This is a genomic window from Nocardia sp. bgisy118 (assembly GCF_057708605.1).
In genome coordinates this window covers 15,944-29,621 of the sequence record NZ_JBYISM010000040.1, presented here as the reverse complement: position 1 = coordinate 29,621, position 13,678 = coordinate 15,944, and the positions used below count along the sequence as shown (strand labels likewise).

10 protein-coding genes are annotated in these 13,678 nt (G+C 66.5%); 4 read left to right on the top strand and 6 right to left on the bottom strand.

Annotation, left to right across the window (positions count from 1 at the left end; genetic code table 11):
* Window positions 1-11: 11 nt before the first annotated feature.
* On the bottom strand, window positions 12-953 hold the full coding sequence (locus tag AC3EO7_RS34425) for an alpha/beta fold hydrolase (protein WP_435593465.1): 942 nt from the start codon (window positions 951-953) through the stop codon (window positions 12-14).
* Between the two features lie 272 nt (window positions 954-1,225).
* Between AC3EO7_RS34425 and AC3EO7_RS34420 the strand changes: the two genes are divergently transcribed.
* Window positions 1,226-1,918, top strand: coding sequence for a class I SAM-dependent methyltransferase (locus AC3EO7_RS34420; RefSeq protein ID WP_431971504.1), 693 nt, complete (start codon window positions 1,226-1,228; stop codon window positions 1,916-1,918).
* 162 nt (window positions 1,919-2,080) lie between these two features.
* Here the strand turns inward: AC3EO7_RS34420 and AC3EO7_RS34415 are convergent, their stop codons facing one another.
* The 3 genes from AC3EO7_RS34415 to AC3EO7_RS34405 all read right to left on the bottom strand — a co-directional run bounded on the left by AC3EO7_RS34415 (window position 2,081) and on the right by AC3EO7_RS34405 (window position 5,610).
* Window positions 2,081-3,382: an NAD(P)/FAD-dependent oxidoreductase gene (locus tag AC3EO7_RS34415; RefSeq protein WP_435593495.1), complete on the bottom strand. Its 1,302-nt coding sequence runs from the start codon at window positions 3,380-3,382 to the stop codon at window positions 2,081-2,083.
* 171 nt (window positions 3,383-3,553) lie between these two features.
* The gene (locus AC3EO7_RS34410) at window positions 3,554-4,228 is read right to left on the bottom strand and encodes a transporter (protein ID WP_431971505.1); all 675 of its coding nucleotides are present in this window, start codon (window positions 4,226-4,228) and stop codon (window positions 3,554-3,556) included.
* Window positions 4,229-4,296: 68 nt separating this feature from the next.
* Window positions 4,297-5,610 (bottom strand): saccharopine dehydrogenase family protein, encoded by a 1,314-nt coding sequence (locus AC3EO7_RS34405; RefSeq protein WP_431971506.1) that lies wholly within the window; start codon window positions 5,608-5,610, stop codon window positions 4,297-4,299.
* Between the two features lie 134 nt (window positions 5,611-5,744).
* On the opposite strand from AC3EO7_RS34405, the gene AC3EO7_RS34400 reads away from it, so the two are divergent.
* Complete coding sequence (locus tag AC3EO7_RS34400; RefSeq protein WP_431971507.1) at window positions 5,745-6,392, top strand: TetR/AcrR family transcriptional regulator; 648 nt, start codon at window positions 5,745-5,747, stop codon at window positions 6,390-6,392.
* Between the two features lie 8 nt (window positions 6,393-6,400).
* On the opposite strand, the gene AC3EO7_RS34395 is transcribed toward AC3EO7_RS34400, so the two are convergent.
* Both AC3EO7_RS34395 and AC3EO7_RS34390 read right to left on the bottom strand, forming a co-directional pair.
* Window positions 6,401-6,544, bottom strand: a complete 144-nt coding sequence (locus tag AC3EO7_RS34395; RefSeq protein ID WP_488186313.1) for a hypothetical protein — start codon at window positions 6,542-6,544, stop codon at window positions 6,401-6,403.
* Between the two features lie 176 nt (window positions 6,545-6,720).
* A complete protein-coding gene (locus AC3EO7_RS34390) occupies window positions 6,721-12,183 on the bottom strand; it encodes an ATP-binding protein (RefSeq protein WP_431971508.1) in 5,463 nt (1,820 codons plus the stop codon).
* A gap of 423 nt (window positions 12,184-12,606) precedes the next feature.
* Between AC3EO7_RS34390 and AC3EO7_RS34385 the strand changes: the two genes are divergently transcribed.
* The gene (locus tag AC3EO7_RS34385) at window positions 12,607-12,975 is read left to right on the top strand and encodes a hypothetical protein (protein WP_435593464.1); all 369 of its coding nucleotides are present in this window, start codon (window positions 12,607-12,609) and stop codon (window positions 12,973-12,975) included.
* A 388-nt stretch (window positions 12,976-13,363) separates the two neighbouring features.
* The gene (locus AC3EO7_RS34380) at window positions 13,364-13,669 is read left to right on the top strand and encodes a hypothetical protein (protein WP_431971510.1); all 306 of its coding nucleotides are present in this window, start codon (window positions 13,364-13,366) and stop codon (window positions 13,667-13,669) included.
* Window positions 13,670-13,678: the final 9 nt, after the last annotated feature.

The following is a 13,678-nucleotide window of genomic DNA, read 5'->3' as shown; positions in this document are numbered from 1 at the left end:
GTTCGTGCGTCTCAGTGCAGGAAGGCGGTCAGCAGGGCGTTCGTTTGTGCCGGGCAGTCCTCGTGGACTGTGTGCCCGCAGCCGGGAAGAACGGTTGTTGTGGCATTCGGAATCCTCCGGGCCAGCTGATGAGCTTGGGAGGTCGGGAGCCAGGTGTCCTGGGCGCCCCACAGCACGAGGGTGGGTGCGGTGATCCGAGTAAGCCCGACGTCGGTGAGCCGATAGTCCAGGTTCCGCCACAGTGACAGGAAGCCGTCACGGTTCGCCGGCTGGGAGAACGGTGCGTAGAGCTCGTCGATCACTTCCTCGGTCACCAGGTGCTGGTTGTGGAAGGTGCCACGGATGCTGTCGGCGTAGAAGGAGCGGGTGGTCAGGCCGGTGGCCAGCTCGCCGAGTAGCGGCGTGGTGAACAGTGGTGTGACAGGCGCCTTTTCGGCGTCGAGGCCCGGTGAGTCGAGAAGGACGAGCTGCTCGACTCGTTCAGGGTGCTGTTCGGCGAAGTACAGGCTCCAGGCCCCACCCCACGAGTGACCGGCGATCGCCGCCCGGTCCAGCCCGACGGCATCGAGGAAGGTGGCGATGGCCTCCGACATCGCGGGCAAGTCGTAGGCGAAGTCTTCGCGATGTAGTTCGGTGAATCCTTGGCTGGGCAGATCGACGGCATAGACCGTGTGCTCGGCGGCCAGCGCCGGGGCGACGTCTCGCCAGGAGTATCCCCACAGTCCTCCTCCGGCGATCAGGACGACGGGTGAGCCGGTCCCGATCCGGGTGTAGTGAAACCTGGCCAGATCGGTCTCGGCATATCGGGATTCGACACGGGTCAGGTACTGCGACTGATAGGACGAACCCAAGCCCTCCCAGGCGTACGCGATGGGCACCGTGACGGCCGTGAGGACGGCGAGTAGCGCGGTCGCGATCAACGCGAGTCGCTTGGACAGCATTCCGGATTTCATGGCAGCGCTTTCCGATCGTCGGGGTATCCGTTCATAGGACCGGCGACCGTCCGCTCGTGTGACAGGGAGTGACGCGGTTCATACGCCTGGCGTGTCAGCGGCGGTCGAGGCCGGGCAGTCGCCAGGCAAGCGGTATCGCACCGCCGATGTCATGCCTGCCGGACGCGAGGCGCCGGTGCCGATTTGCCGCCACCGCACCGGCTCCTGACGAGTCCGAGCGCGTCGCGGGCCACGTCCCGAACATGTACCAGGTTCTCTGATATTCGTGGGCTATGACTTCCCCTCACGATTTCGAATTCGAAGAAATCTACCGAGGTACAGGGGGCCCGTTCGGGCCGGGCGTCAAACCACCGTGGAGTATCGGGGAACCCCAGCCGGAACTCGCCGCGCTGATCGAGCAGGGCAGATTCCATGGCGATGTGCTCGATGTCGGATGCGGGGAGGCGGCGATCTCGCTGTATCTGGCCGAGCGGGGTTTCACCACCGTCGGCCTGGACCTGTCGCCGACCGCGGTCGAACTGGCCCGCGCCGAAGCCGCCAAGCGCGGCTTGGTCAACGCCTCCTTCGAGGTCGCCGACATCGCCTCCTTCACCGGCTACGACGGCCGCTTCGGCACCATCGTCGACAGCACGTTGTTCCATTCGATCCCGGTCGAGTCGCGGGAGGGCTATCAGCAGTCGATTGCGCGCGCCGCCGCGCCGGGCGCGTCGTATTTCGTGCTGGTTTTCGACCGGGCCGCCCTGCCCGAAGCACCTGAACCGGGCCCATCGCCGGTCACCGCCGACGAGCTTCGCGAGGTGGTGTCGCAGTACTGGGTGATCGATGAGATCAGGCAGGCGCGAATCCATGGCAATCTGCCTGCGGAGTTGCCAGCGGACGCGGGTTTCCAATTCGAGGGCATGCGCGACGAGCCCCATGGCCGCAAGTCGGTTCCAGCCTGGCTGCTGTCGGCCCACCTGGACTGATCCCGCCACACCGGATCGCGGGCCGCGTTGCCCGGGCCGGATGCGTCAGGCATCGAAGTGCCCGGGCTCCCCCGGCCCGTCGCTCATCTGACGGCCGGGGTTACCGCTGGGCGACGCGCGAAACGCGGCTGCCAGCCGCATCGCCGGACTACGACGTCGGCGTCAATGATTCGGCCTTGTGACGCGATCGGCCAGGCGATCAGCGGCCCACGTGGCACGCAGCAGCGGTTCCTTGAACAAGCCCGGCCCGAACCACGGCCGCTTACTCCACACGGCGTCGAGATTGTCATGGAACTCGTTGCCCGCGATCAGGTCAGCGATCAGCGTGCCCAGATAGGGAGCCTGCGCGAGGCCGTGGCCGTTGCACGCGATGGAGTAGTAGACGTTCTCCTGCTTGGTTTGCCCGGCGACCGGCAGCCACGATGGGGTCATCGCGATCCAGCCACCCCACGTCCGCTCGATCGGAACATCCTGTAGCGAGGGGAACACCGCGCGGAACCCGTCGATGAGATCGGCGACGACCGCCGGATCGGACGTGCGGGCGGGAAGGCTGCCGCGCCCCATACGCAGCTGGCGTACCCCGAAAGCGATGGAGTTGCGAGGGGTGATGCGGTAGCTGGTGAGCAGATTGTGCTCGGTCACGATGCCAGAACGGCTCGTCCACCCGGTTGCCGTGATCCGAGCCGGATCGATCGGAGCCGTCTCGACCATGCTGACCCAGATGGGCGTTTCCGTCCGCTTCGGCGCGATTCCGAGCTCATTGGTGTAGGCGTTCGTCGCCACGACAACGTTCTTCGCGCGCACTCGTCCGCTCGGAGTGCTGATCACCGCCCCGGAGCCGTTGTTGTCCATCGACTGCAACGGCGTGCGCTCGTACACCCGCGCACCGGACTCGATCACCGCCTTGCGCAGGCCGAGACAGAACTTTCCAGGATTGAGCTGTCCGCCGACAGGCTCGAGAACGCCGCCGTAGAAGGTATCCGGCAGACCGAGTTCGACGTTGTCACCGAACTTGGCGTGCGCCCCGGCCTTGGTGAGGATCTTCGCGATCCGGCGAGCCTTACGCAGCTGGCCTTTGGAGAACGCGGCCCCGACATTGCCTGTCTGTTCGTAATCACAGGCGATATCGAACCGTTGCAGCAAGTCCTTCTCGACAAAGTCGACGGCGTCTTCGGCGAACCGTACGACCTTGGGAAAGCGACGTGGGTAAAGCGGGCTCAGAATCTGCGGATCGCCGGCCGGGGCGCCGGTCAGCTGGCCCGCGTTGCGCGAACTGGCACCGTAGCCACAGAATTCGGCCTCGAGGAGAATGACGTCGATGCCGCGGTCGGCCAGCCGCAAGGCCGTCGCCATACCGCCGACACCGCCGCCGATAACCGCGACCTCGCACGCGGTGTCGCCGTCCAGCGGCGGCCGCAAATCCGTCGGCGGTTCGATCCAGCCCGTGAAGGTCGAGTAAGTGATGTCATCGTTGGTCATGTATTGGCCTTTTCCATTGAACGATTTTCCCGGCCTGATCTAGCGCGAACACGGCGCGCGCGGTGCCGGTGATACCACCCATGTTGTCGAAGGGACCGTCGAGGAGTGGCCTCGTGCGACCGTGCACGCGGATGAGGAGGCCGCCTCCGAAAGCCGCTAAGCCGAGGCGACTTTCGCTCGATCGGCGTCGACATGCTCACTGTGGTTGTGCAGCGCGCTATAGGCGTAGTAGAACACGGTCATCTCGAGCGCCCAGACGGTGATCGCGATGATGTAGAAGATCGTGTGGTTCTCGTCGTCTCCTGGGATATGAATGAAGTCGTAGGTCCCGGCGACCACGGCCGCGCCGGCCGTGGCGATGACGACCCAGACCGCGTGTCGGCGCTCACCGACAGCCCAGAGGCGATACGCGACATAGAGCATGAACAGGGAAGCCAGGGCGTTCATCACGATGTAGAAGATTGCCCAGGGTGCAGTGATCGGTTGGGCGAACACCGACAGGTACACGCCGGCCAGAATGGCGAGCGCGAACGCGCCGATGTCGACAGCCAGTGAAGGCTTGAACCGGTGTGTGACTTTCAGCATCCCCAGCACCAGAATCAAGGTGATGCCGAACGATCTGGAGAACGCGTCGAAGAAAAGCATCAGTTGATACGACGGGCTGCTGTGGTCGCCGCCGGTAATTCCGAGCAGCACGACATTACTGCCGGAGGTCGCGACGACGATCCACTCGATGCCGAGGAGGTAGTTCGAGTATTTTCGGATGAACCTTGCGCCGTAGACGAAGCCTGCGTAGACCATCCAGAGATCGGCGATCAAGAGCAGAACCATTGTGAAATCCATTGTTACCTTCTGTGACTACGCGGGGAGGCATCGCGGAACGCGCGAAGGATGCGCTTCTAGGACAGCGCGGCGCTCGACTTGCGGGAAGTCAACACCGTGCTTGGGCGAACCACCGCCTCGATGACGTCGGTGAGCGGTGAACCGCCGGTGTTTGCCAGCGCCTCGTAGAAGTCCTCGGGGTTGGCCCAGTCCTCGGGCGCGAGGACACCGGCCTTGCCGCTCAGCTCCGACACGGCCAGCACCATGAACGCCGCGGTCGCTGATCCGGTCCCCGCCGCCATGTCCGACCACGCGGTGCCCGGCCCGCTGACCGGAAGCCGACGGATCGACACGACCTCGACTCCGTCGCGTTCGCCGGTCACCCGCACATAGTTGATGCCGCGAAAGTCTGGGTGCTTGCGTCTGGCTGCGGACCAGAAGTACTTCAGCACCTCTGTCGCCTTGATCTCGCGGCGGCGAACCGTGCCCCATACGCCTGACAACGCATGCGGCCAGACTTTGAGCGAGCCGGTCTTGTCGCAGACGACGTCGTTGATGAAGTCGATGGCGTCGTCCATCGGCAGCTTGCCGCTCTCCACAGCCACGGCGATGCCCCGCATGATGCCATTGATCGGCGCCGGATCGAGCGCGCCGAGAACGCGAATTCGGTCGGCGCCCGGCCAGCGCCGCGGCATCGTCACCGACTCAGGATGGGCGCACTCGTAGAGCCGGTAGGAGTCGCCGAAGGAGTTGCCCAGGTCGACGACGTCCGATTCCAGGAATGTCTGATGGACAACCGAGCGTCCGTTCTCCCAGGTGTGGCATGGTCCGGCGAAACCTCGGATCGCGTGATCGAGCACCGCGCGCCCGAACGGAACAGGACCCTCGTCACCGGTTGCCCAGCACACGTCGATGCGTTCGACGGTGTCCATATCGCGGGCGGCGTCGGCCGCCATCACATTGGTGAGTCCGGGCGACGCGCCGCAACAGACGAAGATCGGCACGCCTGCCGCCTTCGCTTGGGCGTCGAGTTTCAGTGCCGCGCGAGTACTCGCTTCGTCATCGTCGAGATCCAGGTAGGGAACCTTCTTCTCGATGCACGCCTCCATCACCGGCTCCGCGGTGCGGATGTATGGCCCCGCGCCCAGCACGACAAGGGCGGCACCGTCGATCGCGGCGCGCAGCGCGGCTCCGTCGAAGAGGTCGAACGATCCAGCGGTCGCCGACCCCGCAGGCAGCTTCTTCACCAGGTCGTCGAGCGCATCGGGCCGGATGTCGTACAACTCCAGCTTCCAGTTTCCGTTCGGGACCGCTCTGGCGAAGCGCTCGATCGCGACACGACACATCTCACCGGCGGCGCCGATGAAGACAATCCTTTTTCTTGTGGTCATGGTCGCAAGCTACAACGTCCAATGACATCGCGTCAATGACTCTGTGTAAGTTTTCCGGGACGCGACACAGTGATCAATGACAACATGTCACTGACGGCATGTAACTGCAGCCTTTTCTCCCGTACCATTGGGCCGTGGCCCGACGACCGAAGCACGATCCCCGAGAGTCCGAACGCGAGATTCTCGACGCCGCCGAGCAGTTGCTGCGCGAGCGGCCGTTTCGTGAGATCAGCGTCGACTCGGTGATGAGCCGCACCGGGCTCAAGCGCCCCGCGTTCTACGTGCACTTCCGCGACCGGCACGATCTGGCCTTGCGCGTCGTCGAATACACCGGACGCAAGCTGTTCGAGATGACCGACCGCTGGCTGCAGGGCGACGATCCGGCCGCCGACGCCCGGCGCGCCTTCGAGGGCCTGGTCGACGTCTACGTCGAGCACGGCACCGTCCTGCGCGCGCTGTCCGACGCCGCCGCGAGCGACGAGAAAGTCGAGGGCGCCTATCGAGCACTCGTCCAGCGCTTCATCGACGCGACCGCCTGCCACATCCGAGATGAGCAGGCCCGCGGCCGGATCGGCGAACTGGCCGACGTCGACCAGACGGCCCGCGCCCTGATATGGATGGACGAGCGATATCTCTCCGAAGCGTTCGGCCGCGAACCATACGCCGATCCTCAGGTGGTCGTCGACGTCCTCTACACCATTTGGATGTCGGCGCTCTACAACGCTGTCCCGGCGGCGGCCACGCATCGAAGCACCGCGTCCTTGCACGCCGCCGGGCAGTAGCCGGGGCGTTAGAGGGCTCGATAGATCCGTTGCAGGGTCTCGGTAGACGCCGACGGCGGGATATCGGCTGACCCAGGCGCCAGCTCGATCCAGCACTTGGTCTGGGCGGCGGCGGATTTCAAGGCGGCGCCGAGTTCGGCCACGGTCAGCATTGGCCTGGTGCTGACACCGTCGGGTCGACTGGCCGCGAAGCTACTGCTGGAAGCAGCCGTCGGGGCGTCAGAATCACCGAGTCCGTTCTGTGTGTGCTGACGTCCCGCTGCATGCGCATTTCGCCCTCGATTGCTCGCTGCCGACCGGCAGCGAGCAATCGAGAGGTCAGGTGGGATCACCCAGGCAGGCCTGCCTCGATGGCGGCGATGATGCGTGGGCGCATGTCGGAGGCGCTGATGATGGCGTCGACCGAACCGACCTCGACAGCGCGCTGGATATTGTGCACGCGATCGAATTCCGCCGCGACATCGCCGAGCTTCTCGGCCCGCACCGACGATCGGATCTCGTCGAGCTCTGCGATCAGGGCCATGCGGTCGGCGCCGGTCGCGTTCGCCGCGCGCGCCTCCAGGTCCCGCACTCGCGGATCCGCCGCGGTTCGAGTGTCGACCTCACCGGAGAACACCACCGCCGCGGCCGGCGCGCCGCCGAGCACCGAGGCGAACGAACCTTCCAGGGCGAGCACGGTCATGTTCGGGTTCAGCGCCTTCGAGAACACCACGAACGCGCCGCCGTGGTAGCGCGAGATCACGCAGAACACGATGGGCCCCTGGAAGTTCACGATCGCGCGACCGATTTCGGCGCCGTACTCGAGCTGCAGCTTCCGCATCGATTCCGGTGAGCCGTCGAAGCCCGACAGGTTCGCCAAGACCACCAGTGGGCGGTTTCCACTGGCCGTGTTGATGGCTCGCGCGGCCTTCTTCGACGACCGCGGGAACAGCGTGCCCGCCGTGTAGGTGTCCGGGCCGTCGGTCGACGGGAAGCCGCGCCGCGGCACGCCTCGCGATTCGATGCCGAGCAGGCACACCGGGATGCCGCCGAGCCGTGCGTCCTGCACCACCGCGGTCTCGGCGTCGGCCATGCCCGCCCAGCGTTCCAGCACCGGGTGGTCCTGGTCGGACAGCGCCCGCATCACGGTCCGGATGTCGAAGGGCTTCTTGCGGTCCGGGTTGGCGGTGGCGGAGAAGATCTCGCCGACGGTCGTGAAGTCGCTGTCCGCCATGGCATGCGGGAAGTCGGAGACGTCGCGATCGAGGGGGTCGTCGGTCCGCGACCGCCGCGGCGCCTGCTCACCGGGCGCCACATAGGTGTGGTCGTAGTGCGACATCAGCACGTCTCGTGCGGCGAGCAGGTTCGGCGCCCAGTACTGGGCCTGCCCGTTGGGGCCCATCACCCGGTCGTAACCGCCGATGCCGAAGTTGTCCTCGGCCGACACACCGCCGGAGAAGTCCAGCGACTGCTTGCCGGTGAGCACCATCGCGGAGTCAGGTGTCATCACCAGAATGCCCTTGGTGTGCATGAGCATCGTCGCCTCGGCGTTCCAGTACGGCTGGGCGCCGACATTGATGCCCGCGACCACGATGTTGATCTCTCCGCCGTCCTGGGTGAACTCGACGATCCGCTTGAGCGCCGCCGCCACCCAGTCCATGTTCTCGGTGCCCGACTCCATCGAGATCCGGGCGCCCGAGGACAGCGCGTACCACTCCAGCGGCACCTGCATCCGTTCGGCGAGGTCCAGTGCGGCGATCACTCGGCGGCATTCCGGTTCAGACAGTGCGCCAAGCGATTTCGTGGGATCACCGAGCAACACCACCCTGGTGACGCCGTCCGCGTACCGCTCGGTCGGCGTGGTGACCACGCCGGCGACGATCGCGGCTGTGTTGCGTCCCTTGGGCCGGTCGACCGGCACGAGCGTGTGGTCGTCGTCGAGATCGTACTCGGCGAACTCACCGAGCAGCCCGGTCAGTTCGTAGGGGTACACGGTGTTGCGGCTGCTGGCTCGCAGCACCTTTTGCCGGTAAGCGTCGAGCGGCTCGATCACCTCGTCGATCCGGTCCCCGATGGTCACCGTGGTGCCGCCGGTGACGTCGAAGGCGACCCGCACGATGATCTTGACCAACTCGCCGGTCTCCGGATCGGGCTGGCGGGCGATGAGGAGGAGTTCCTCCAGGCCGGCGCCCACGGTCGTGGCTTCCACGCGCTCGATGATCGAATCCAACTCGGCCCGGGTGAGGTCGAGCGGCGGCCAGACGTACATCACGATCCGATTGGTGTGCAGGCGTTTACCCGACGGCCGCCGGGACTGTGCTCGCCGAATCGCGTCGACGCAGGCGGTGAGGGTGCTCTCGGCCGTCGGCAGCGCGAGCAGCCTGCCATCCTGCTCCCGCAGTGCGGCCAGGTCACGGACCTGCGTGAAAGCGACGAGTCGCTCGTCCGACGGATTCTCTTTCGCGAGGCACCGGAACAGGTAGACCTCTTCGTCCGAGGACGGCAGGCGGGTGAGGTCGAACTTGCGCAGCCGCTTCAGCTGCATCCGCTCCGCGATGTATGGGTGCAGGCCACGGATCAACCGCTCCTCGGCCAATCCGGTGGCCGACGGACGGAAGGTGAAGTGGTGGTGCATCACCGCACCGCCGCTACCCGCGACCGTCGCAGTGATTCGGGACACCTGATTCGGCAGCGGTTGTGCGCTGAGCGCCTGCTGCAAAGCCTCGGCCATCGCATCGAAGTCTTCCGGCTGCTTCTCCCAGCCGAGGTAGATGTCGGCCTCGATGGACGCGGCGCCGCTCGCCAGTTCGGCGAGCCCGCGCAGGACGGTGGCGAGGGCGTCGAAGCTCACGGCGGCGGAGACCAGGGACAGACCTCGACGCTCGGCGATCACGAACGCGCAGCCGCCGACCTCACGGGTCCGAACGTCGGCAAGGCCCTTGTTGCCGTAGTACCGCCGGGTCAGCACCTCCAGCATGACCGTGTTGTCGGCGCTTCCGCGCGCCAGCCGCTGGCCGAGCAGCCGCACCAGCGGCTCGGTGCTCCGCACCATCTCGGCGAGGCGCTCGCCGCGATCAAGGGTCTCCGGGTGCGCGTCCAAGTGGCTCAGGTGTTTGCGGACATCGGCGTACACGCGGGCGCGATTACGCCGCAGCAACGGCTGGCCGAACCAGGCGTACACCACCCCGCGAGTGAGGTCCGCGATGACGGGGAAGCGCACCTGTGTCGCGGCCACCAGCCGCTCCAGCGTCAGACCGACGGGCTCGCGCAGCGCCCTGTCCGGCACCGGCTCCCGCAGCCACTCGCGCAGCAATGTCGTGATGATCGTGACGGTGTCGGCCGGACGTTGCTGGGCGAGGAAGATACGGAAGACCGCGGCTTCGAGGTCGGGGGTGCGCTCCAGCTCGGTAACGCCGTAGTGCTCGAGCGCCTTGCCGAGTTTGGCCTGGTATGACGCGGGCAGCCCGGCCCGCTCGACATCGAGGCTCTGCAGATAGGTGTGGAAGTACTCGCGGGCACTGTGGACGTGGCTTTGGTCGCCGTCCTCGTCCCAGGACCGGTTGTGGCTCAGTTCGGCGAGGTCGGCGAACACCTGCACGAGCTCGAGTTCCTCGGCGAGGGGCCTGCGGTTGTCGGCGATGGCGGCCCGGCGCGCGACGAGATAGTCGTCGACCACTCGGCGATCGTCGTGCGGGTCGACGTCGAAGCCAAGGAGCAGGCTGCGCAGATCCTGCTGGCCGCGGGTCAGACGCACATGCGGTTGAACCGGTGCGGACTCGCGGGGCAGATCCAGCTCGACCGAGCCGACCGCCGTGGTGTCCGAGTCCTCGTCGTCTTCGGCGAGCGGTTCCAGCCGCAGCAGCGGCGCGCCGGTCTCGACCTGAGTGCCGACGGATACACCGCACTCCTTCAGCCGGGCCCGGAACGGCGCACGCAACACGGTTTCCATCTTCATGCTTTCCAGCACCAGGACCGGCGCACCTGCCTCGACCTCGTCGCCGATCTGCAGCGGCGTGGCGACGACCAGCGCGGGGGCCGGGGAGCGGACGACGCCGCCCTCGTCGCGGCTGATCCGATGTGCCACACCGTCGACGTCGACCATGTGGATCGGGCCGTGCGTGCCGGTGATCACGCGGTACCGGGCACCGTTGACGACGATCTGCCCGGAGTGCCGATCGAAGCGTTCGAGATCCACGTCGGCGGTCCGAATATCGCCACCCGCCTCGACACCGACACGGAACCGATGAGCACCGATGCGTGCGACGCGCACGCGGTAGCCGACTCCGCGCAACTTGAGGTCGCGCGGCCTACCGCTCTCGTGCTGCACCTGAGGCCGGCCGCCGGACGCCGTGGACAGCAGGCGGTGCCGCTCCACCCGCTCTTCCTCCTCGTAGGCGTCGATGGCGGCAGCGGCCAGCGCGATGGTGGAGTGGCGGTGCGACACGAGACGGCCTTCGCCGCGAACACGGTCGATCCAGCCGGTGTCCGCGCTGGCATCGAGTACCTCGGGCTGGATCAGCAGATCGAGCACGAAGCTCTTGTTGGTCACGCCACCCTCGATGACGACCCTGGTCTCCGTCAGTGCCCGGCGCAGCCTGCCCAGCGCTTCGTCACGATCGCGGCCGTAGGCGATGATCTTCGCGATCATCGAGTCGAAGTCGGCGGGAATCGTGTCGCCCTCGCTGACTCCGGTGTCGACGCGGATGCCCGGCCCGGCAGGCAGATCCAGCCGCGCGATGCGGCCAGGGGCGGGCGCGAAATCGCGGTCGGGGTCTTCGGCGTTGAGCCGGGCCTCGATGGCGTGCCCGCGTTCCGCCGGAGGTTCGCCCTCGAGCCGGCCTCCGGACGCGACCAGCAGCTGGGCCCGGACCAGGTCGAAACCGGTGGTGGACTCGGTGATCGGATGCTCGACCTGCAGGCGGGTGTTGACCTCGAGGAAGGCGAACTGCTTGTCACCGGGGTGGTAGAGGAACTCCACGGTCGCGGCGCCGCGGTAGCCGACGGCGATCGCCAGCCGCTCGGCCGACGCCTTGAGCTCGGCGGTCTGCTCGGGGAGCAGCACCGGCGACGCCGACTCCTCGATGATCTTCTGGTTGCGCCGCTGCACCGAGCAGTCGCGGACGCCGAGTGCCCAGGCGGTACCCTGGCCGTCCGCGATGACTTGAACCTCGACGTGCCGGGCGCCGGTCACCAGCCGCTCCAGGAAGACCACGCCGCTGCCGAAGGCGCGGGCAGCTTCCTGACGGGTGCGCTCGTAGGCGTCGACGAGTTCGGCTTCGTTCGTGATCACACGGATACCGCGGCCACCGCCGCCCGCGGTCGCCTTCAGCATCAGCGGGTAGCCGATCTCGGCCGCGGCCGCCAAGGCGTCTTCCACGCTCTCGACCGCACCGCGGCTCCATGGCGCGACCGGCACGCCGACATCCTCGGCGATCAGCTTCGCGCCGATCTTGTCGCCGAGTTTGCGCATCGCCTCCGGGCTCGGGCCGATGAAGGTGACTCCGATCTGCTCGCACAACTCCGCGAACGCCGGGTCCTCCGCGACGAAACCCCAGCCGACCCATGCGGAGTCGGCCTTGGTGGCCACCAGCGCGCGCTCGAGTGCCTTGAGATCCAGGTACGGGCGCGCGGACGCCGGACCGAGGTCGTAAGCGATGTCGGCTTCGCGCACGAACGTCGCGTTCCGGTCGACGTCGGTGTACAGGGCGACGGTTTCGATCGGTAGCCCGGTTTCCGCGGCCAGATCTCGGGCGGCATGGATGAGGCGCATGGCGGCCTCTCCCCTGTTCACGATGGCGATGCGGTTGAACACTCGCCGGCTCCTTTCCCAGCACTGGCCCGGTCGGGCGGGTTGCGACTACCGGTCCCGCGTAGTGTGCACCTCCATTTCCGCAGGTGCACAGCGTGCGGCTGTTACCCACGCGTATCGTGGGCAACGTCTCCCCTGAGGTTATGACAGCAGTCGAGGAATTCCTCGGCGCGCGGCCGACGGAACTGTTCGAATGCGTCGGTATACGTCATAGGTATCGCCTCTCGATGTCGTAGCGTTCCAGGTCTTCGAGACCCACCGAGCAGACTCGAGTCCACCACTTGCCAGATGTGTTGACCTACAATGCTTCTCTCGCGAAGGTTTCTCTGGTTTTCCGGGGCCACGCGACAGCGGGCCGTCTACGATCGTCGGAAGTGCGCCCGAGAAGCTCTGGAACGCTCCACCGCAGTGTGGGAGGTGATCTGTGTGCCCGACATCCTCGATGTACTGCACGCTCGCTGTGCCGAGATCGCGGGTGAGGCGATCCTCTCGGGCGAGGAACATCCCCACCTCACCCTCACCACACGCGAGGTAGAGGACCTGCTCGACCACATCGCTGACCTGCACCGTCGCTACCGTGACATCGACCTCGCTTACCGCGAGCTCGACCACCGGTACACCGTGCTACGCCGAGCGGCCCGCGAAGCCATCGCATCGTTGGAGAGGATCCGTGCCGCGCTGGAACAGCGCACCGCGCACCCAGAGGCCCATGCGCGCCAGGCATGCACCATCGCCGGTTTCGCCGCCCGGAATCTCGCCGCGGCGAGCCTGAACACGGACAGAACAGCGAGCTGACGCTCCGCGGATAGATGGTCGAGGCCCTGGTCGCGCCTGCCAGGACATCCGGACGAGCGGCATACCCATCCGCCGTGCGAGTGCCCATTTCGCTGCTTCGGGAACGAAGGGGTTCAGGACTCGACACTGCGCCGACTCCGTGAGCGTCGCTGGTATCGGTAGTCAGTCGTCGACGACAGCGTCTTCCAGGCTGAGCTCGTAGTCGTCGAGTTCAGGGTCGTAGGAGTCGGGTGCAGAGAGGTCGCTGGCGATCGCGCCGGACTGTCGGGCAGCTGCGGCGTATGCGATCCGGTCGTCCTCCGACCCGACCAGCGAGCGCCACGGCGCGATCAGCTGGTCCAGGTGCGCGCTGATTGATGTGTCCGGGGTGGTCGGCGAGGATAGCGGAATGTCTGGTGTGAAGTTCGTGCGACGCGTCGATGGGTTGACCTATGAGTTCGACCGTGACGGGGAAGCGCATGGCTTCCCGTCGTATAAGCGGGTCGACCTCGATATTTGGTGTCGCCGACTGCCCGGCTTCGGTTGGGTGGTGTGCGACGCGGCCGATGAGGTGTCGAGCCGCCCGTTCGACGAGGCCGGGCAAGGCGAGCTTCCGCCAGAGGGCGTGTGGGTGAGTCGCAAGGGTGAACGATCCTATGTCTATGACCTCGTGCGCACCGATGCTCGAGCGGCGACCGATCTTGGATCGCGGTAGGGCTGTTCG

Bases quoted from the DNA above. Each gene is read 5' to 3' on its own strand.
- AC3EO7_RS34425 (WP_435593465.1), bottom strand. From the start codon at position 953: ATGAAATCCGGAATGCTGTCCAAGCGACTCGCGTTGATCGCGACCGCG.
- AC3EO7_RS34420 (WP_431971504.1), top strand. From the start codon at position 1,226: ATGACTTCCCCTCACGATTTCGAATTCGAAGAAATCTACCGAGGTACA.
- AC3EO7_RS34410 (WP_431971505.1), bottom strand. From the start codon at position 4,228: ATGGTTCTGCTCTTGATCGCCGATCTCTGGATGGTCTACGCAGGCTTC.
- AC3EO7_RS34405 (WP_431971506.1), bottom strand. From the start codon at position 5,610: ATGACCACAAGAAAAAGGATTGTCTTCATCGGCGCCGCCGGTGAGATG.
- AC3EO7_RS34395 (WP_488186313.1), bottom strand. From the start codon at position 6,544: ATGCTGACCGTGGCCGAACTCGGCGCCGCCTTGAAATCCGCCGCCGCC.
- AC3EO7_RS34380 (WP_431971510.1), top strand. From the start codon at position 13,364: ATGTCTGGTGTGAAGTTCGTGCGACGCGTCGATGGGTTGACCTATGAG.